The 18420-nt window shown below is 52.2% G+C and carries 19 protein-coding genes; 13 read left to right on the forward strand and 6 right to left on the reverse strand.

All coding sequences use genetic code 11. From position 1 onward, the window contains the following. The first annotated feature begins 143 nt into the window (after positions 1-143). The 7 genes from NYE26_RS12160 (at position 144) to dnaN (ending at position 5311) form a co-directional block, all read left to right on the forward strand. A complete protein-coding gene (locus NYE26_RS12160) occupies positions 144-266 on the forward strand; it encodes a hypothetical protein (protein WP_339256093.1) in 123 nt (40 codons plus the stop codon). A gap of 9 nt (positions 267-275) precedes the next feature. Next, complete coding sequence (locus tag NYE26_RS12165) at positions 276-560, forward strand: hypothetical protein (protein WP_339256095.1); 285 nt, start codon at positions 276-278, stop codon at positions 558-560. A gap of 63 nt (positions 561-623) precedes the next feature. After that, on the forward strand, positions 624-983 hold the full coding sequence (locus tag NYE26_RS12170) for a BlaI/MecI/CopY family transcriptional regulator (protein ID WP_036729328.1): 360 nt from the start codon (positions 624-626) through the stop codon (positions 981-983). After that, entirely contained in the window at positions 980-2407 is a 1428-nt protein-coding gene (locus NYE26_RS12175; RefSeq protein WP_339256097.1) for a M56 family metallopeptidase, read from the forward strand. Before NYE26_RS12170 ends, NYE26_RS12175 begins: the two co-directional genes overlap by 4 nt. A gap of 114 nt (positions 2408-2521) precedes the next feature. Continuing rightward, positions 2522-3733: a chromate transporter gene (locus NYE26_RS12180; RefSeq protein WP_339256099.1), complete on the forward strand. Its 1212-nt coding sequence runs from the start codon at positions 2522-2524 to the stop codon at positions 3731-3733. 246 nt (positions 3734-3979) lie between these two features. Beyond that, a complete protein-coding gene (locus NYE26_RS12185; protein WP_200869585.1) occupies positions 3980-4156 on the forward strand; it encodes a ribbon-helix-helix protein, CopG family in 177 nt (58 codons plus the stop codon). Between the two features lie 27 nt (positions 4157-4183). Then, positions 4184-5311, forward strand: coding sequence for a DNA polymerase III subunit beta (dnaN, locus tag NYE26_RS12190; RefSeq protein ID WP_339256102.1), 1128 nt, complete (start codon positions 4184-4186; stop codon positions 5309-5311). A gap of 259 nt (positions 5312-5570) precedes the next feature. Here the strand turns inward: dnaN and NYE26_RS12195 are convergent, their stop codons facing one another. Beyond that, on the reverse strand, positions 5571-6986 hold the full coding sequence (locus tag NYE26_RS12195; RefSeq protein ID WP_339256104.1) for a metallophosphoesterase: 1416 nt from the start codon (positions 6984-6986) through the stop codon (positions 5571-5573). A gap of 277 nt (positions 6987-7263) precedes the next feature. Here NYE26_RS12195 and NYE26_RS12200 point away from each other — a divergent pair, with 277 nt between their 5' ends. Further along, positions 7264-7863 (forward strand): nitroreductase family protein, encoded by a 600-nt coding sequence (locus tag NYE26_RS12200; protein WP_036729316.1) that lies wholly within the window; start codon positions 7264-7266, stop codon positions 7861-7863. Positions 7864-7942: 79 nt separating this feature from the next. Further along, positions 7943-8137 (forward strand): DUF2188 domain-containing protein, encoded by a 195-nt coding sequence (locus NYE26_RS12205; protein ID WP_339256106.1) that lies wholly within the window; start codon positions 7943-7945, stop codon positions 8135-8137. 114 nt (positions 8138-8251) lie between these two features. Here the strand turns inward: NYE26_RS12205 and NYE26_RS12210 are convergent, their stop codons facing one another. Both NYE26_RS12210 and NYE26_RS12215 read right to left on the reverse strand, forming a co-directional pair. Beyond that, a complete protein-coding gene (locus NYE26_RS12210) occupies positions 8252-9445 on the reverse strand; it encodes a peptidylprolyl isomerase (protein ID WP_339256108.1) in 1194 nt (397 codons plus the stop codon). 254 nt (positions 9446-9699) lie between these two features. After that, entirely contained in the window at positions 9700-10035 is a 336-nt protein-coding gene (locus NYE26_RS12215; RefSeq protein ID WP_036729308.1) for a LytTR family transcriptional regulator DNA-binding domain-containing protein, read from the reverse strand. Between the two features lie 184 nt (positions 10036-10219). Here NYE26_RS12215 and NYE26_RS12220 point away from each other — a divergent pair, with 184 nt between their 5' ends. Further along, positions 10220-11326, forward strand: a complete 1107-nt coding sequence (locus NYE26_RS12220) for a lactonase family protein (protein WP_339256110.1) — start codon at positions 10220-10222, stop codon at positions 11324-11326. A 128-nt stretch (positions 11327-11454) separates the two neighbouring features. On the opposite strand, the gene hfq is transcribed toward NYE26_RS12220, so the two are convergent. Further along, on the reverse strand, positions 11455-11676 hold the full coding sequence (gene hfq / locus NYE26_RS12225; protein WP_051478328.1) for an RNA chaperone Hfq: 222 nt from the start codon (positions 11674-11676) through the stop codon (positions 11455-11457). Positions 11677-11788: 112 nt separating this feature from the next. On the opposite strand from hfq, the gene NYE26_RS12230 reads away from it, so the two are divergent. Beyond that, positions 11789-12457 carry a phosphatase PAP2 family protein gene (locus NYE26_RS12230; protein ID WP_339256112.1) on the forward strand — a complete coding sequence of 223 codons (669 nt, stop codon included), beginning with the start codon at positions 11789-11791 and terminating at the stop codon, positions 12455-12457. 95 nt (positions 12458-12552) lie between these two features. Here NYE26_RS12230 and NYE26_RS12235 read toward each other — a convergent pair whose 3' ends face one another. After that, positions 12553-13053: a hypothetical protein gene (locus NYE26_RS12235; RefSeq protein WP_339256114.1), complete on the reverse strand. Its 501-nt coding sequence runs from the start codon at positions 13051-13053 to the stop codon at positions 12553-12555. Between the two features lie 193 nt (positions 13054-13246). On the opposite strand from NYE26_RS12235, the gene NYE26_RS12240 reads away from it, so the two are divergent. After that, positions 13247-14302, forward strand: a complete 1056-nt coding sequence (locus tag NYE26_RS12240) for an aromatic acid exporter family protein (protein ID WP_339256116.1) — start codon at positions 13247-13249, stop codon at positions 14300-14302. Between the two features lie 87 nt (positions 14303-14389). Then, on the forward strand, positions 14390-16747 hold the full coding sequence (gene helD / locus NYE26_RS12245) for an RNA polymerase recycling motor HelD (RefSeq protein ID WP_339256118.1): 2358 nt from the start codon (positions 14390-14392) through the stop codon (positions 16745-16747). A gap of 472 nt (positions 16748-17219) precedes the next feature. Here helD and NYE26_RS12250 read toward each other — a convergent pair whose 3' ends face one another. Then, positions 17220-18416, reverse strand: coding sequence for an MFS transporter (locus tag NYE26_RS12250; RefSeq protein WP_339256120.1), 1197 nt, complete (start codon positions 18414-18416; stop codon positions 17220-17222). Between the last annotated feature and the right edge of the window lie 4 nt (positions 18417-18420).

The following is an 18420-nucleotide window of genomic DNA, read 5'->3' on the forward strand; positions in this document are numbered from 1 at the left end:
TTCTAGTCAAAAAACCGGGACCCCTGAGTAATCAGGCGGTTCCGGTTTTTTTGTTGAATAGGAAATTATGATTTTCGTCCGGTGTCTTGGAGCATCGGCAGGATGACTATATTCTGAATCAGTAATAGGATTACACCGGACACATGGACAGCGCGTGGTCATCTGGGCCGAATGTGGTCGAAAAACCGACCACATTCGGTGCGTCAGAGGCGTGTGGGCGGGATATGGTCGAAAAACCGACCACATTCGGTGCGGCGGAGGTGTGAGGGCCGGATATGGTCGAAAAACCGACCACATTCGGTGCGGCAGAGGCGTGTGGGCTGGATATGGTCGAAAAACCGACCACATTCGGTGCGGCGGAGGCGTGTGGGCCGGATATGGTCGAAAAACCGACCACATTCGGTGCGTCAGAGGCGTGTGGGCTGGATATGGTCGAAAAACCGACTACATTCGGTGCGGCAGAGGCGTGTGGGCCGGATGTGGTCGAAAAACCGACCACAATGGGGATGCCGCAGGCATTTTGTTCTGTGGGAGTTACCAGTCTTGCCTTGACAATATAGGTTTATTGCAATAGACTTAACGTCATTAGGTCTACTGCAATAAACTTATAAGGAGTGAACAGGATGGAGCCCTACAAATTATATGATGCTGAATATAAATTCGCTTGCCTGATCTGGGATCATGAGCCGATTAATTCTACAGAGCTGGTGAAGCTGAGCCTCTCGGCGCTGGGCTGGAAGAAATCCACGACCTATACCGTGTTAAGAAAGCTATGTGAGCGGGGAATTCTCAGAAACGAGGGGGCCATGGTCACAGCTGTCATCCCGAAGTCGGAGGCGCAGCGGCATGAGAGCCAGACGGTAGTGGACAAAGCCTTTGGCGGGTCGTTGCCGCAGTTTTTGACTGCTTTTCTCGGGGATAAGAAATTGTCCGCGAAGGAAGCGGCAGAGCTGAAGAGGATTATCGAGGAGGCCTCCCAATGACGGACCTGTGGATCAGCATTCTGAACATGAGCATTACTGCCAGCTATGTAGCCGTCGCCGTAATACTGGCGAGAGTTCTGCTGCGGCGCGCCCCCAAGATCTTCTCCTATATGCTGTGGTCCGCAGTAATGATCAGGCTGATCCTGCCGGTAAGCTTCACTTCAAGCTTCAGTATCCTGAGGCTGGCAGGGCCTGCAGGCTCGTCCGGCACAGGGCAGCTGCAATTCGTTCCGAAGAATATAGGGAGGCAAGCGCAACCTGCATTGGACACCGGAACAGGTTCAGCAGGAAGCCTGTGGAACAGCCTGCTTCCGCCGGTAGCACCGTCAGCAAGCGTGAATCCGGTGCAAGTCATCCTGTGGGCCGGCAGTATGATCTGGCTGACAGGTGTTATAGTACTGCTCCTGTACAGCGTGTTCTCTTATGTGAGAGTCATGCACAGTGTCCGTACAGCAACAATTGTGAAGGGGCATGTCTTTGAGACGGACCAGATCATGACTCCGTTCGTATTCGGCTTCTTGAAGCCAAGGATCTATATCCCGGCCGGGATGAGTGAACAGGAGCTGTCCCATATCCTGCTGCACGAGCAGACTCACATTAACCGGCGGGATTACCTGATCAAGCCGCTGATGTTCCTGCTGGTCATTCTCCATTGGTTCAATCCGCTGATGTGGCTGTCTTTTGTGCTCATGAGCAAGGATATGGAGATGTCCTGCGATGAGGCGGTGATCCGGAAGCTGGGTCCGCAGGTTAAAAGCAGCTACTCAGGCTCCCTGCTTGGATTTTCAACCCGCCGGAGCGGTCTTATGACCGGCAGTCCGCTGGCTTTTGGAGAGAGCAGTGTAAAGGCACGGATTAAGCATATTCTTGCTTACCGCCAGCCGACCTCGGGGAGTGTGGCCGCTTTTACCCTCGTCCTTGTGATCCTGCTGATTGGATGTACCGCTAATCCCAAGCCTGTGCATCGTCCGTCGCAGCAGCTATATTCCGGTTATACGGTGGATCAGCTGCTGGAGAATAAGACAAAGTATATTGGCGACCCCAGCAAGGTCACAGCGCTGCTTGGTGCAATGCCGCTGCCCCAGGGACTGGAGAGGGCAGGCATTGAGCTGACAACCGGCTCCCGCCCGTATGAGTTAACCATCAATTATACAGTGAACGATATTAAGGGAATGTGGAACGATGAGCTTCAGGCGTTAAGCCGGGAGCCTCTCCTGCATAATTCGATCCTGCTGTTCAGCCTGATTGATAACGCGGATATTATTAATTACTCACTTGCTGATGAAGGTATAACTTACAGCTTCACGTTCGCCAGAGAAGAGATGGATAAGCTGCTTGGAGAGGATGTCCGCCCTTATGGAGCGGATGAAGCTGGCCTTCGTAAGCTGATTGACCGGCTGGAGAGTGTCAAGCTGACTCCTTAAATGCCGATTTTCACTGCATATTTACGAAACACTGCTGCACCTTTTATCCAATGCTTGAACGCGGATGATAATCTGGAATGAGGTATACATTCTGGAGGCAAGGGAGCAACAGGTATGCAAGCAGAGAAACAGACGGTACCGGGAGAATATCGGAAGGGGAAGGCTGGAGCTTTACTTGAGATCCTGTTTGTATCGGCCCAATTGGGTCTTACCTCCTTCGGCGGACCGGTCGCCCATCTGGGTTATTTCCACAATGAATATATCCGCCGCCGGAGATGGATGGATGAACGGAGCTATGCGGATCTGGTAGCGCTCTGCCAGTTCCTACCGGGTCCCGCGAGCAGTCAGGTGGGGATTGGCATCGGGATAATACGGGCAGGCTGGCTGGGCGGGTTGGTCGCTTGGCTGGGCTTCACTTTGCCTTCCGTCCTTGCGCTGGTCGCGTTTGCCTTCCTGCTGCAGGGCTATGATATTGCCGATGCGGGCTGGATTCACGGTCTGAAGATCGTAGCTGTAGCAATTGTTGCCCAGGCCATCCTTGGTATGGGGCAGAAGCTGACCCCGGACCGGGAAAGAGTAGGCATCGCGGTTATAGCGGCAGGTGTTACATTATCATGGCAGACGGGCTACAGCCAGATTCTCACGATTGCTGTAGCGGGCATAGCCGGGGTATGGCTGTACCGCCACAGTTCTGCGGAGAACGTGACAAATCTTCCGATCCCCATCCGCCGGTCGTCTGGCATCGTTTGTTTAGCATTGTTCGGCGTACTCCTGATAGTGCTCCCGTTCCTTAGAGGTACGGCTGAGGCGGGACCGTTAGCGATATTTGACAGCTTTTATCGTTCCGGTGCTTTGGTGTTCGGCGGTGGACATGTCGTGCTTCCGCTGCTGGAACAAGAAGTTGTTACTGCCGGCTGGGTGAGCCAAGCCGATTTCCTGGCGGGATACGGGGCCACGCAAGCTGTACCGGGTCCGTTGTTCACTTTTGCCGCCTATCTTGGAGCAATGACCGCCGGTGTGCCCGGGGCCATCTTGGCCACGCTCGCGATTTTCCTGCCAGCCTTTCTGCTGGTTGCGGGCGCATTGCCTTTTTGGAACAGCTTAAGAAGGAGCCCCCGGATGCAAGGAGCCTTAACCGGAATCAATGCTGCTGTGGTCGGAATTCTGCTGGCCGCCTGGTACGACCCCCTGTGGACGACAGCCATCCTTGCGCCGCTGGACTTTGCCCTCGTTGTCATTCTGTTCGTAATGCTGGTCTTCTGGAAGCTGCCGCCTTGGTTGGTTGTGGTGGCCGGTGCGGCGGGAGGAATGGTGATCGGATGGTGACTTAACCGTATAACTCATGGAACGCTACATGTTGAACTGGCCTTTGCTTAATTGCGAGGTCAGTTTTTTGGTATACAGCCAGGTTCATCATTCATTCGTAACATTGTAAGTCTATAAGTCATGTGGTAAAATAATAATAGAAATATTGAAATAGGTAACCTAAATCAAAAAATGAGAGGACTAATTAAATTGACTCAAAATGATCTAAAAATAGGTCTTTCTAATAAAGAAGGTCAATTAGGGTTCATGTCTGCAAGAGGAGGTCCCCGGGAGGGAGCAGGCCGCAAGAACATAGGTGTAACGAAAAAAGTCTCGGTAACCTTAACTAGTGAGCTCTGGGAGAAGGTTGAACAACATTGCGCAGAGCATAAATTGTCCCGATCGGAGCTTATCCGATCTCTGATTGAGTCTACCGATTTGTAATGTAGCTTATGGAAGCGGGTGAAGCCAGTGCGGATCAACGTAAGCAAGGATATTCTTCTCAAAGCTCTTCAGCAAGTGCTTAAGGCTGTACCTGCAAACCAACAGATTCCCATACTGGCAGGGGTTCATATACAAGCTCTAACCAATGAACTAGTAGTTACGGCAAGCAATAGCAGTATGACTATCCAGTATCGGATTCCCGGGGAAGATACCTCTTTGACGGTTCAGAGAATTGGAGAAGTGGTTGTACCGGCAAGGTATTTCTGCGAAATCATACGTAAGTCTGATGCTGGGATGATTACTTTGGAAGTCGACAGATCCTTACGGCTCACTATCTCCTCAGAACATACACAAATTCGGTTATGCGGAATGGATGCTGTAGATTATCCGGCGATACATCCTGCTGAGAATCATGCTGTACTTAAATTAGCAGTTAATAATCAACTATTGAAGGCTTCTATCCTACAAGTGGCAGGAGCGGCTTCTTCATCAGAACATAGGCCTGTGTTGACCGGGGTATCTTTTCAGTATAGAAATCATCGGTTACAGTTAACGGCTACTAACGGTATTCGTCTGGCTTCCCGGACTATAGATGTGGAACATGATGCTGAGATAGAGAGGCATATTATTGTGCCTGGCAGAAATTTAGTTGAAGCGGTTAAAATCATGGACGGCGAGGACAGAACAACAGAAGTTGAAGTAACCAACCGTCATGTTAGATTCACTGCTAACCATATTATGGTTCAATCTGCTTTAATTGAGGGGGAGTACCCGTCCCTGCACCATGTGATTCCGCACACTTTTATATCAGAGATTACAATTGGAACAGCTCCTCTGTTAAAAGCCGTCGAACGGACGACGGTATTGGCGAGTGAAAGTATTATAAGGTTAGAGACCGCTGCCGACAGACTACGTTTGTTATCCCAAACCGCAGAAATCGGAGATATTGAGGACGAGGTATCTATACTCGAGAAGAACGGGGAGGATTTCACGATCTCGCTAAATGGAAAGTATGTGGCAGACATCCTACATGGTACGAGTAGTGAGTTCATACGCTTGAGATTTACCGGCAAAATGAGCCCGATAGTCATACACCCGAAGAATGATCTTTCTTCAACTTTTTTTCTAATTACTCCAGTGCGAACCGCAAAGTAAGCGTAAGGCATAGCCCTGTTATCCGTAAATTAAAAGCAAAGAGAAGCGGAGGGGAAATTTGGAACTGAAGGAGCGATAGCGACCGCCTTTGTCACCGGATTTCTACCACGAAGAGTGGTTTAAATCAAGAAATCTGGGGACAACAGCGGCCGGAAGTCCAAATGTTCACCGCAGCGCCGACCCTGCTTGGATTTCAAATCTTAACTATATACCAATTCACACAAGGAATTGCCGAACGTAAGGGAGGCTTTGCTATCTGCTATTGTGTAGTCAGAATCATCTCCAGCGAGGTATTGCTCACTTCTGCATGCTCCGCCATACTGCGGATATATCCGGACATGAAGCCGCCCTCCATACTCTCCCACAGCTTGAATCCCGGCATCGCCCGGATCTCCTCCAGCGAATCAGCAGCGTTCCCGGCAAAATACTTCACGTTCAGCTTCGACATCACCTCAGCCATCGACTGCTTCTGCGCCTCCGTGAAGCTGCTCTCCTTAAGCCGTTTCATCGCTTTGTCATATGAGTTCTCTGCGAAAATCTGCTCCGCATACGCTTTGAAGTTCAGCAGGTGCGGATCAGTCTTGTGGTTGGCCTTGGCCCAGCCGTCAACATCCACTTGAGCGGTGTGGTAGGTCACGGCCCGCGAAGCGGGATCGAAGGTCATTCTGCCGTACTGGTGCGGGTTCACCGCGAAGGCGCTTGTAGCAATATCATAGACAGGTAAGGCCGGATCTATCGAGGCTTCTGGAGGATCGCGGCGGATATCCTGCATATGAATATGCCCGGATAATACCAGGTTTAGCCCATTCCTGCGAAAAGCTTTCATCGTCTCCTGGCTGTTATTGAGCTTGAACCCGGAGACGGCCATGGAGGTATGGCTCAGCAGATTATGATGCATCACGGTAATCACAGACGCATGCTCCTGAGCGGCCCGCTTCACATTGTCGTCGATCCAGGCAAGGGTGGAGGGCAGCAGGCGCCCGTCGGTCTGCGGAAAATTATATTCTTCGTTATGTGCATACTGGGCACTATCAAGCATCAGCAGCCACAGGCCGGGTGCTGCCTTCACCGCATAGCTTAAGCTGTCCGCATCCCGCGAGACCGCCTCGTTATATCCGAAATCATCATAGATGCGCAGGAAATCCTCTACATTAATATGCTTGGCAACGACCTGCTTGTCACCGTCGAACGATCTGGCCCAGGGGTTGTTGATATCATGGTTGCCCGGAGTCACGTAGACGCGGGTTCCGGCAGCCTCCATCCGGTGCAGCTTCGCGGCCAGCTCGTTATGACTGCCCTCTTCCCCGTTATTGGTGAGGTCGCCGCTCAGAATGAGGAAAGCCGGCTTGTTCTGTTCCACATCCCGGACCAGAGCTTCGGTCAGCTCATCGCTGTAAGGAAGCATTTTGCCATCGCCGCCTGTGACATAGGTCTGGAAGGCCTGACCGCCGTCCTCCAGGGTTTTGTCCAGATAATGCGTATCGGTGGCGACCCAGAAGGATACAGGTTCTCCGGGTTCTGCAGCAGGGGTCAAGGCCTCAGCAACTGCTGGAACAGTGTTCAAGGCAGAAGAAGCGGAGTCTTCACACCCGCTGAGGATGAGGATGGAGGAGAGAAGCATTATTAAGGTGAGCTTCACCGCATGGATTGTGCGGTTATGAAGCGAGACGCGCATAGCTTAACCTTCTTTCTGTATTTTAGCTGAATCATTGTAGCTTATTTATAACCAGGTTGTATATACGATATGTTAGCCGTTGTTTCTAAACCTCCAGAATAGCTTATAGAAAATAGTGGAAGGTGCATAAATGAACGCAATTCAGCGACACTAAGAGCGGTTATACAAATAAAGAGCTGGTACAGGAAAAAGTTGTGAATGATGTGTTGTATTCAGGTCGGAAAAGTGTTATGATTAAAAAAAGTAAGTTACTTAATTAAATGGAGGTAGTTATTTTATGTCTAAGACTTTTTTTGAAGCGGTAAAAGGCAGACGTTCCATATACGCCATCAGTAAAGAATCCCCAATCTCTGATGAACAAATTCAGAAGATTGTAGAAGAGGCTGTTCTACATAGCCCAACTTCCTTCAACTCGCAAAGCTCCAGAGCTGTAGTATTGCTGGGTGAACAACATGATAAGCTGTGGGATATTACAGCAGAAACCCTGCGTAAGATCGTTCCTACTGAACAATTCGAAGGCACAGCTCAGAAGCTGTCCTCTTTCAAGGCCGGCTACGGCACTGTGCTCTTCTATGAAGATCAGGCAGTGGTGAAGCACCTGCAGGAGAACTTTGCACTGTATGCTGAGAACTTTCCGATCTGGTCCAACCAGTCCTCCGGGATTCTGCAATATGTAGTATGGACTGCCTTCGCCGAAGAAGGTCTGGGAGCCTCCCTTCAGCACTATAACCCGCTGATCGATGATGAAGTGAAGGAGACCTTTGGTATTGCTGCGGACTGGAAGCTGATTGCCCAGATGCCATTCGGTAACATCCTGACTCCTCCAGGCGAGAAGGAATTCCAGCCGATTGAAGAGCGCGTGAAGGTAATTAAATAAGCAAACCCTGCGGTAAGCAGTTTAGAACCTCCCTGATCCGGCTAAGTATAAATATAGCCAGATCAAGGAGGTTTTTGTCATGCCATGGAACAAGGAGAACTATCCGGATTCATTGAAGAATTTCACGGCGCCTGTTCGCAACAAAGCGGTGGAGATCGCCAATGCGCTGCTGGAGGACGGATATGAGGAGGGGCGGGCCATCGCCATTGCCACTGCACAAGCCAAGGAGTGGGGCGAGAATCACGATAAGCAAATCCGCAAAAAAGGTCACTGACCCCTCTGCCTGGACTCCGTTGGTGAGGCGTCCATCTGGGCATAAGCAAAGAGGACAAGCGGTTATCCGCCTGTCCTCTTTGTAAGTATAGCTTGTACACCAATGCGCTATTCGTTATTTCGTTGCAGGAGCTTCCGTTGCAGGAGCTTCTGTTGCAGCAGCAGGTGCTTCACTAGCTGCCGGAGTAGCAGATGCATCCGGTTTATCGGTCAAAGTATTCGTGATTTTGGCATTCTTGTTCAGATCAGCGAGCCAGGTAGCAGACATCTCGGATACCTTTTGGGACATCAGCGTCTTTTTGATCTCGTCTTTCTTCTCGGCCAGTGTATATTCCTTGGCTTCCTTGCGGTCGGTAACCTTAATAATGTGGTAGCCGTAATCGGATTTCACTGCACCGCTGGTTTCGCCAACCTTCAGCTTGAAGGCAGCATCGGAGAACTCAGCAACCATGTCTCCGCGTTTGAAGAAGTCAAGATCGCCGCCTTTGTCCTTCGAGCCGGTGTCAGCGGATTTTTCCTTAGCCAGTGCAGCGAAGTCTCCGCCTTCTTTGAGCTGCTTAACGATGGCTTCAGCTTCTTCCTTGGTCTTCACCAGGATGTGGGAAGCGCGAACTTCTTCCTCCTGATTGTATTTCGCTTTGTTTTCTTCGAAGTATTTGGAGATTTCATCATCGGTAACCGTTACCTTCGGTTCTACCAACTTGCGGATTTCAACCTGGAGCGGCATTTGCTTCTTCAGGTCTTCAATGGTCATCGAGCTCTGCTGCAGAGCGTTATTCAGAGCTTCCTCGCCGCCGAACTGGGTTTTGAGGTTCTCGATCTCTTCATTGATGTCTGCATCGGTAACCTTAATGTTGGCTTTCTTGGCTTCCTGGCCCACCAGTGTAGTGGTGATCAGGTTTTGCAGGGTGGATTCCCCGCCGGCTTCAACCAATTTATCATACAGCTGCGCTTTGGTGATGTCTGTTCCATTCACAGAAGCAACTGCAATTTTGCTGTCATCTTTCTTGAAAGGTTGTACAATCAGCACTACGATTAGCGCTGCTGCCAGTACGAGCGATGCAATCATCCAGCCTTTGCTGCCGCCGGATGGAGCAGGTGAGGAAGGAGGAGTACCGCCGCCGCCGACTTTGTTCATCACGGGAACGCTTTCTTCAACTCTTGGAGCTGTTCGTACAGGTTCCTGCGGTACAGGGGCTGTTCCGGCAGGTTCAATAACTTCTTCCGGAGTACTCACAGAAGCGTCATTCTCTTCCGGCGTAATGCCGTTTTCTAGCTTTTCATTTTCATTGAAATCTTTTTTGTCCATTATAATTAATGACTCCCTTCAATATAGGTGGTGCCTGTCTTTCTACAACTTTACCAGAAAACAGAATTCCAAACCTTAAGAAAGTATAAAAAAGCACAATTACTTTTTAAGATTCCATTAAGAAACAGGTAAAACACAGGAAAAACCGGAGCAGCACGGGTGTCCCCATATGCGCTCCGGCCTGATGAGAGAGACTGTAATGATTCGAATAGAATAGTACCAAGGTGCAAGAGGTGTGCGGATAACGCTCCGGCTTAAGAGCTCAGTCCCCTAAGCAGATGACGGATGTTCTCCTGCTTGCGTCTTGGAACCCGTACAGACTTGGCATAGAGGCCCATTTCACCGAAGTAGATGCAGTCGTCCTCGATGGAACTGATCTTGTTCAGATTCACGTAGCAGCCGCCGTACACATGATAATAGCTGTTGCTCGACAATAAGCGGTTCAGTTGCTCGGCAGTCATTCTCTTTTTAATATTGTAGTTTCTGCCGTGAAAAATGACCAGGTCATGGTCCCCGACCTTAAAGAACAGAATGTCTGTCTCCACCTCGAAGTCCTCATATACATTTCTGGCTTCCAGCAGGCTGCTCATTCGTGTTCCCCCTTTATCTTGATTAATAACATTAATGTTAGCGCTTTCATTATATCATACTCTGTTTGCTTTGAGAAGTCTTATTTTTGAAATGTTTTTTGTCATTTTTTCCGTTGCATTTGTCATCTCTCACGAAAAAATGTAAATTATATAGATGGCTATTTAACTTGAGGAGGAATTCTAGATGAACGAGAAGACGAAGCTGCTGTTATTTACCGGTTCATATGCCACCGCAGAAGAGAGCGGAGTCCAGGTGTTTGCCTTTGACGGTGAAGCCGGAGGCACGCTGGAGCGCCTGGATACCGCAGAAGGCCTGACGAATCCTACGTTTGTCAATGTGGACCCTTCCGGGCGGAAGCTGTATGCCATAGGGGAGAAGCCGAACGGTACGGGCGGCAAGGAAGGGGAGGTTATAACCTTCGCTATCGATCCTGAGACAGGCATGCTGACCGAATTGCAGCGGATTCAGACTATGCCTTCGGAAGGCACAGGACAGAGCACGACCTGTAACATTAACCGGGATGTGAGGAATGAACATCTGGTCGTATGCAGCTATCACGGGGGATCGGTCGGACTGCTGAAGCTGGATCAGGACGGACTGCCTGTAGCATTGACGGATATCGCTCAGCATACAGGACATGGGGCGACTCCGGGCCAGGACCGTCCGCATCCGCATTCGGCCATCTTCAGCCCTGATGGACGCTACCTGTTCGTCTCGGATCTGGGACTGGATCTGATCCGCAGCTACCGGATAGATACAGAAGCGGGAACCTTTGAAGCGATTGGAGATACCCCGCTGCATGCCGGAGCAGGACCGCGGCATTTCGTGTTCCATCCAGACGGGAAGTCCGCTTATGTCATTAATGAGCTGGATAGCACGGTGACATCCTTCCTGTATGATGCTGCGGCAGGAACCCTTAAGACGGCTGCTACCGTATCCACACTGCCTGATGGATATGGGGCCGGCCAGAACAGCTGTGCAGAGATCTCGTTCTCCAAGGATGGCAAATATCTGTACGGCTCGAACCGCGGACATGACAGCATCGTTCAGTACGCTGTGAATCCGCAGACGGCCGGGCTGACCCTGGTAGAGCATGTATCCACCAGAGGCGGACATCCCCGCCATTTCACGGTTACACCGGATGGTGCATATCTGATTGTTGCCAACCGGGACGGCAATAATCTGGTTGTCTTCTCCCTGGACGAAGGCAGCGGCCGCCTGAGCTTCACCGGCAATACAGCTGAGCTGTCGAAGCCGGTGTGCGTGATGCCGGCGGTCTTCCCTGCGTAGGACAGGCAGCCTGGCCCTAAGGAGACAAAGGCAAAAGGAACACCGGGATGCTGCTCCGGTGTTCCTTTTGAGTTCCTGAACGGTTCATTTGTAGTAGCTTAGGTTAGAATGTGCGCCGTGCAGACAGCTTATTTGAGTGAGACGGGCTTCAGCGGCACCACGGTAGAGACTGCCGATTTGAAGAGTACATTCTGTCTCCCGTCACCTTGACCCTGCAAGGTGATCGTATAAGCGTCATAAGAGGTTACCAGTCCCTGCATTTTGACTCCGTTAGTTGTAAAGATCGTCACAGGCATCTTTGTTGAGATGCACTGGTTCAACAAACGTTCCTGCAATTTTAGACTTTCCACTTGGCAGCACTCCATCTTTAATTAAAATAATTTCTCCAGGCCATTATAACACGGGACAGACCTTCCCAGGAAATGTGTTCATAAGGCCTGACAAATAGACAAGGGGGTAGTTATGCTATATTATCATTACTGGTCCCGCGGATTCCGGCGTTTTATATGGTTTTTGCTGGCTTTTATCCTGATCGCATTGCTGGTTAAGCTGGGTGGGGCCCAGGGCTTCGACCATGCAGTGATCCGGTTCGTGCAATCGATGGAGTCCCCGCCGCTGACGGCGCTGGCCAAAGGCTTATCCCTGGTCGGCTCCTCGAAGCTGGCGGTCGGGATCTCTATGCTGACTATGCTCATCTTGTTCTTCGCGCTGAAGCACCGGCTGGAGCTTGCCCTGTTCCTGTGGGTAGGCCTCGGCTCCCAGCTGCTGAACACGCTCTTGAAGCTGTGGTTCCACCGGGAGCGTCCCACCATTCACAGGCTGATTGAGCAGACAGGCTACAGCTTCCCCAGCGGACATTCAATGGCGGCCTTCTCCTTATACGGGGTCATTGCCTACCTGCTGTGGCGGCACATGCATAACCGGAGCGAGCGTTTACTGCTGATTCTGTTCACTGTGCTGATGACCGGGGGGATCGGCTGGAGCCGGATTTATCTGGGGGTGCATTATCCGAGTGATGTGATCGGCGGCTATGCCGCGAGCGGAGCCTGGCTGATGCTGTCGGCGGCCTGCTTCGAGGCTTACCGGAATTACAAGGCGAATCCGCGTAACACAAAGAATGCCCGGAAGTAGTTACTCCGGGCATTCGGTGCCTGTTCTGTTGCATACTGCTTCTATCATTAGGAGGACGGTCTGGCTTGTCTTCCTTGGTGACGATGCCTTATAGTTCAGGGGGCCTTCGTTGCAGCCGGCGGCGGTGACGGCTTGCCCTGGTGAAGCTGGGCTACGCGGCTGAGACTGCGCTTAATCAGCGTTGGCAGGCCCGGCTTCAGCTTCGCCGCGTCTTCCTGCGTCAGCTTCCCATCCTTGACGAATCCATCCAGCTTCAGGCTGGCGGCATCGCTCAGCTTCTGGACATACTGGTCTTCACTCCAGCCCTTCTTCTCCTGGGCCAGACCCGCCAGGGTCTTACCCGATTTCAGGCTGGCAATCAGCTCCTCACGGCCCATTCCGAGCAGCTCAGCCGTTTCGCTGATAATGAAATGGCCTCCGGCCCTGAGATTCCGGTCCCCGCTGCGGGGAGGGGTATGCTCTCTGCCGGTATGCGGTGAGGCCGGGGGAGGGGTGGCTCTGCCTTTAGGAAGCTGCTCGCCGAAGGCGGCGGCTGGAGACAGGGCAAGCATCATCGCTGCTGCCCATGCGGTTAGGGTTCGGGTCGTTTTTTTCATGGATACACCTCTTCTGTTGGTTGTAGTTACTACCCGGTATAACAGTATTCCCTGAAAGCTGAAAGAATCCTGAAGCCCGGCTTAAGACATACTAAAATTCGCCAGCGCAGTTCATGGGTAATAACAAGATATACATAAAGGATGAACATCCGCAGTAATTATGATAAGCTTCAAGCTCTTGGGAGGGATGGACTTGGCTTTCGGTGCCCGCATACTCAAAACAGGAATGGCCGTAACGCTTGCCCTTTATCTGTCCGTTCTATTCAACTTCGCCTCTCCTGTCGGTGCGGCTATTGCGGCGATCTTCGCTATGCAGCCCTCCATATACAGATCATGGCGGTATTTCCTCGATCAGATCCAGACCAGCACGATGGGGGCGGTGATAGCGCTGCTTGGCGGAATGCTGCTCTCCAATGAACCGATTGCGGTTGGACTGGTATGTATCCTGGTGATTATGATTAGCATGAAAATGAACCGCGCCGACACCATCGGCCTGACGCTGGTCACCGTCATCTCCGTCATGGAGGCTTCCGGCCAGTGGCAGTTCGCGTTAACCCGGTTCCTGCTGACCCTGACCGGGATTCTGTCGGCTTTTATTATCAATATTTCTGTATTTCCGCCCCAGCCTCGCAAGCAGTACATCCAACAGATCGAGAATGTGTTCACCAGCCTGTCGCTGCTGCTGCGGACGGCAGTGTCGCATGAGATGAAGGAAAGTGTATTCCGGGATGAGAAGAACGGCCTGGAGGGCGCGATTAAAGCGCTGGCTGACAAATACGCATTGTTCGAGGAGGAGCAGAAGCAGCTCCGCAGGGCTAAATACAGTCAGACGAGGCAGATGGTAGTCTACAAAAACCTGCTGAATTCCCTGCAAAAGGGCTATCAGGTGCTTGAGGCGATTGACCGGCATTATTTCCAGGCCGACCGGACGGAGCAAACGGATGAGCTGTTCGACCGCCATCTGGAGCAGCTGATTAAGTATCATGAGTACATTCTGCTGAAATTCGAGGATAAGCTGAAGCCGGGAGCCAATGACTCCGAGCCGCTGGCGGAGGACAATGACCGCTTCCTGAAGTCCGCCATTAACGGGTATGATCCGCAGAAATCCGGGCAGCTTCGGCTGTCGGTGGTGGCTGCGGCCATCTATGACTACGGCTATCAGCTGGAGCGTCTGGATAAGGTGGCTGACCAGATCCACCGGATGAACGCAGACGACAAGGAAAGTGTAGTGCTGAGCGAGAAAATATAGAGCACAAGCTGAATATAGCAAAAACTTGTAAAACGACTACAGAGTTGGTAACATTGTTAGTCAACCTTCCGAAGGGGATGAAATGAATTGGATAAACATGATCACGAGTGGCAAAAGGAGCAGGAGCGGGTAAACGGCATTACCAAGCTGCTGTCTACCCATATCCGGCTGCTGTCAGAGGAGCTGGGACTCCACCGCACGGATGTCGTGGATATGCGTAAAGACTTTTGGGAAGAGGTCACAGTGAACTTCAGCAGCCCCGACGACCTGGGGGAGACTTCAACCAGTCTGCGGCAGCAGGCACAGATTCTGAACGAACGCGAACGCCATCATCTGCAATCCAGCAAGGCGCTCAAAAAATATAAAAAGCTTGTGGTATCGCCCTATTTTGGCCGGATTGATTTCTCGGAGGCGGGGGATGCTGCGGCTGACACCATCTATCTGGGCATCGGTTCGCTGATGGAGGATAACGGAACCTTCCTGATCTACGATTGGCGTGCGCCAATCTCCAGCCTGTATTATGACGGGGCGCCGGGCCCTGCATCCTATGAGACACCAGGCGGACAGATTACAGGCACCATGGAGCTTAAGCGGCAATTCGTAATTGATAACGGAGAGATTGAAGTCATGTTCGATACGGGCGTCACTATCGGCGATGAATTGCTTCAGCAGGTACTGAGCCACAGCGCCGATGACCGGATGAAATCGATCGTAGCCACCATCCAAAAGGAGCAGAATGCAGTCATCCGCAATGACCGGAGCCGGATGCTGGTTGTGCAGGGAGCCGCCGGGAGCGGCAAGACGTCAGCGGCGCTCCAGCGGGTAGCTTATCTGCTCTACAAGTACCGTGAGGTGCTTCAGGCGGATCAGATGCTGCTCTTCTCGCCGAATCCCTTGTTCAATAGCTATGTATCTACTGTGCTGCCTGAGCTGGGGGAAGAGAACATGCAGCAGACCACCTTCCAGATGTACCTGGAGCACCGGCTGGGCCAGGAATTTCAGCTGGAGGATGTGTTCAGCCAGACGGAGAGTCTGCTGAATACCCCGGACGGGGAGGAAGCCTACATCCGCCGGGAAGGTATTGCATATAAATCGTCGGTAGCCTTCCTTAGCGCCATCCGGCAATACGTGAATCTGCTGGAGCATGAAGGCATGCTGTTCAAGCCGCTGATGTTCCAGGGGAAGGCTGTTGCCACTAAGGAAGAGATGGAGCGCCAATTCTACAGCTATGACCCGGGCATCAAGCTGGCGAACCGGATTGAGCTGATGACGGGCTGGCTGCTCAAAAAAATTGCGGCCTTCGGCGCAGAAGAGCGGAGTGCGGCATGGGTAGATGAGCAGATTGAGCTGATGGACAACAGCGATTATCAACGGGCCTATAACCAGATGCGCCGTAAGGGCGGAGGGCATAACGACAGCTTCGATGATTATGATGCGGAGCGAATCCTACTTGCCCGCTACGTGGTCAGCCAGCGCCTCAAGCCGCTGCGCGGCTGGACCAAGCGCGGACGCTTCGTGGATGTGAAGGCGCTGTACAGCCGCTTATTCGAGGGTCGTGAGCTGATAGAGAGCCTGGATACCCGCCAGCCGCTGCCTGAAGCATGGGATGAGATCTGCGCGCAGACGCTGGCTGCGATCAGGGGGAATGAGCTGGCCTACGAAGATGCCACACCGTTCCTGTATTTGAAGGAGCTTAGCCAGGGCTTCCGGACGAACACACTGATCCGTCATGTTATTGTGGATGAGGTGCAGGATTACTCGCCGTTCCAGCTCGAATTCATGCGCCGCCTGTTTCCCCGGGCCAAAATGACCGTGCTGGGCGACCTGAATCAGGCGATCTATGCCCAAGGCGAGGTGCTGGGAGATCTGGCCGGACTGGTGAGCATCTACGGTGAAGAGAACACCGAAGTGATCTCATTGACCCGCAGTTACCGGTCTACGTATGAGATTGTTGAATTCACGCGGGCGATGATTCCCGGCGGCGAGAAGATCGTACCCTTTAACCGCCGGGGGGAGGAGCCGCTCCTGACGCTGGTGGACAGTGAAGACGATCTGCTCTCCTCAGTGGAGCAGGATGTGCTTAAGCTTCATGCGGAGGGTTATCATTATGTGGCCGTAATCTGCAAGACAGCAGAAGAGAGCGCACAGGTATACCGTGAATTGGAGAAGCGGCTGCCGGTGCGGTTGGTCACGAAGGAAACGCCTAATTTTCAAAAAGGGACGCTGGTGCTTCCGGCCTACCTTGCCAAGGGCGTCGAGTTCGATGCCGTAATTATCTATGACGGTTCCGCTGAGAAATACGGGCGTGAACATGAACGTAAGCTGTTCTATACCGCCTGTACCCGGGCGATGCATCTGCTTCATATCTACAGTCTGGGACAGCCAAGCCCGTTCCTGCCTGCTACTGTGCGTGAAACGGTTACGGCTGGTTCGCAGGAGAAGTGAGTGACAGTTGTACAGACAAAATAAACCGCCTGCGCGTGTGACGCGAGGCGGTTTTGTTCTTATATTAGGAAACTATAGTTTCCTGCTGCTGTGGAAAAGGTGTGTGTTGGAGCAAATGTATGTCAAAAACAGCAGACATTGTGCTCACAAGCAGGCATACGGCCTGAATGTATGTCAAAAACAGCATACATTATACTCGCAAGCAGGCATATGAACCAAATGAATGTCAAAAACAGCATACATTGTGCTCGCAAGCAGGCATACGGTCTGGATGTATGTCAAAAACAACATACAATGTGCTCACAAGCAGGCACTCGGACCAAGTGTATGTTAAAAACAGCATACATTATGCTCGCAAGTAGGCGCACGGCCTGAATGTATGTCAAAAACAGCATACAATGTGCTCAAGCGCAGGTAATCTTATTTACTCGGCAGAGTGGTTTTCTCCAATTCAAGTAAACATAGCTTCCAGCTATCCCTGTAGGGCAGCTTTGCGCTTACTGTTCTGCCGGGTCACGAGTACCAGAAGATAGACAGCGAGCAGCAGGAGAGGCGCCAATATCGAATACCGGTACATTACGGCGTAGCTGGTGAACATGGCGACAGCGCCAAGCAGCATGGAGCCGATGGCGACACCGAGATCCAGGGAGTTCAGGAACATTCCGTTGGCTAACCCGCGCTGGCGCGGCTCGACAGACTGGATCATCCAGGTCTGGAGCGCAGGCTGCATGGAGCCGAAGCCGAAGCCGTAGCATAGAGCGGCCGGGAACAAGCCCGCCGTTGTGGAGGCGAAGGAGAGCAGCAGCAGACCGGCGACAATGAACAGGCTTCCTGGGATGAGCAAGGCAGCCGCGCCATAGCGGTCGTAGATTCTGCCGGAGAGCGGCCGGATCACAACAATGGCTACGGCATTGAACAGGAAGAAGTAAGCGATATGCTGGAGGTGCTTCTCTTGCCCGTAGAGCGCCAGGAAGCCCAGCAGCCCGCCGTAAGAGATGGATAAGAGGAAGTTAAGCAGGCAGGGAAGCAGCAGCCTGCGATATGGATTGCTTCCCGCAGCTGCAGCCGGAACTGCGGCCGGCTCCAGATGTCCGCCAGGCAGTGTTTTCGCCAGGCGGAAGCCCATCGGCAGGATCAGAGCAAGCGCGACAGCCGTCACCAGCAGCAGGGACCCGAAGCCTGGTCCTTGCAGGAGGCTGAGTCCGATTAGCGGGCCAGCCGACATGGCGAGGCTGGTGGATAATCCGAAATAACCCATGCCCTCACCCATCCGGCGGATGGGGATGACATCGGAGGCCATGGTCGGGAACGCCGTGCTGGCCATGCCGAAGCCTATGCCGAACAAGATGCGGAACAGCAGCAGGGTGAGGATGCTGCCTGCGAAATAATAGCCCGCCACCGCAGAGAGGGCAATGGCAAGGCCGAGGAAGATCAGCAGGTTGCGCCCGCCCTTCTCCATGGCCTTGGCCGAGAAGAGGCGGGAGGCAATGGCGCTGAAGGCGAACAGGCTGGTGACAAGGCTAACCTGCACGGGTGAAGCATGCAAGGCACTTTCCGCATAAGCGGGAAGGGTAGATAAGGTCATCTGCAGTCCTATGAACAGCAAAAGGTTGCAAAGGGTCAGTGTGATGAAGGATGTGGTCCATAGACGTTCAGAGGATTGATTCAAGTGG

Source organism: Paenibacillus sp. FSL P2-0136 (assembly GCF_037975325.1).
GTDB lineage: Bacteria > Bacillota > Bacilli > Paenibacillales > Paenibacillaceae > Paenibacillus_AQ > Paenibacillus_AQ silagei.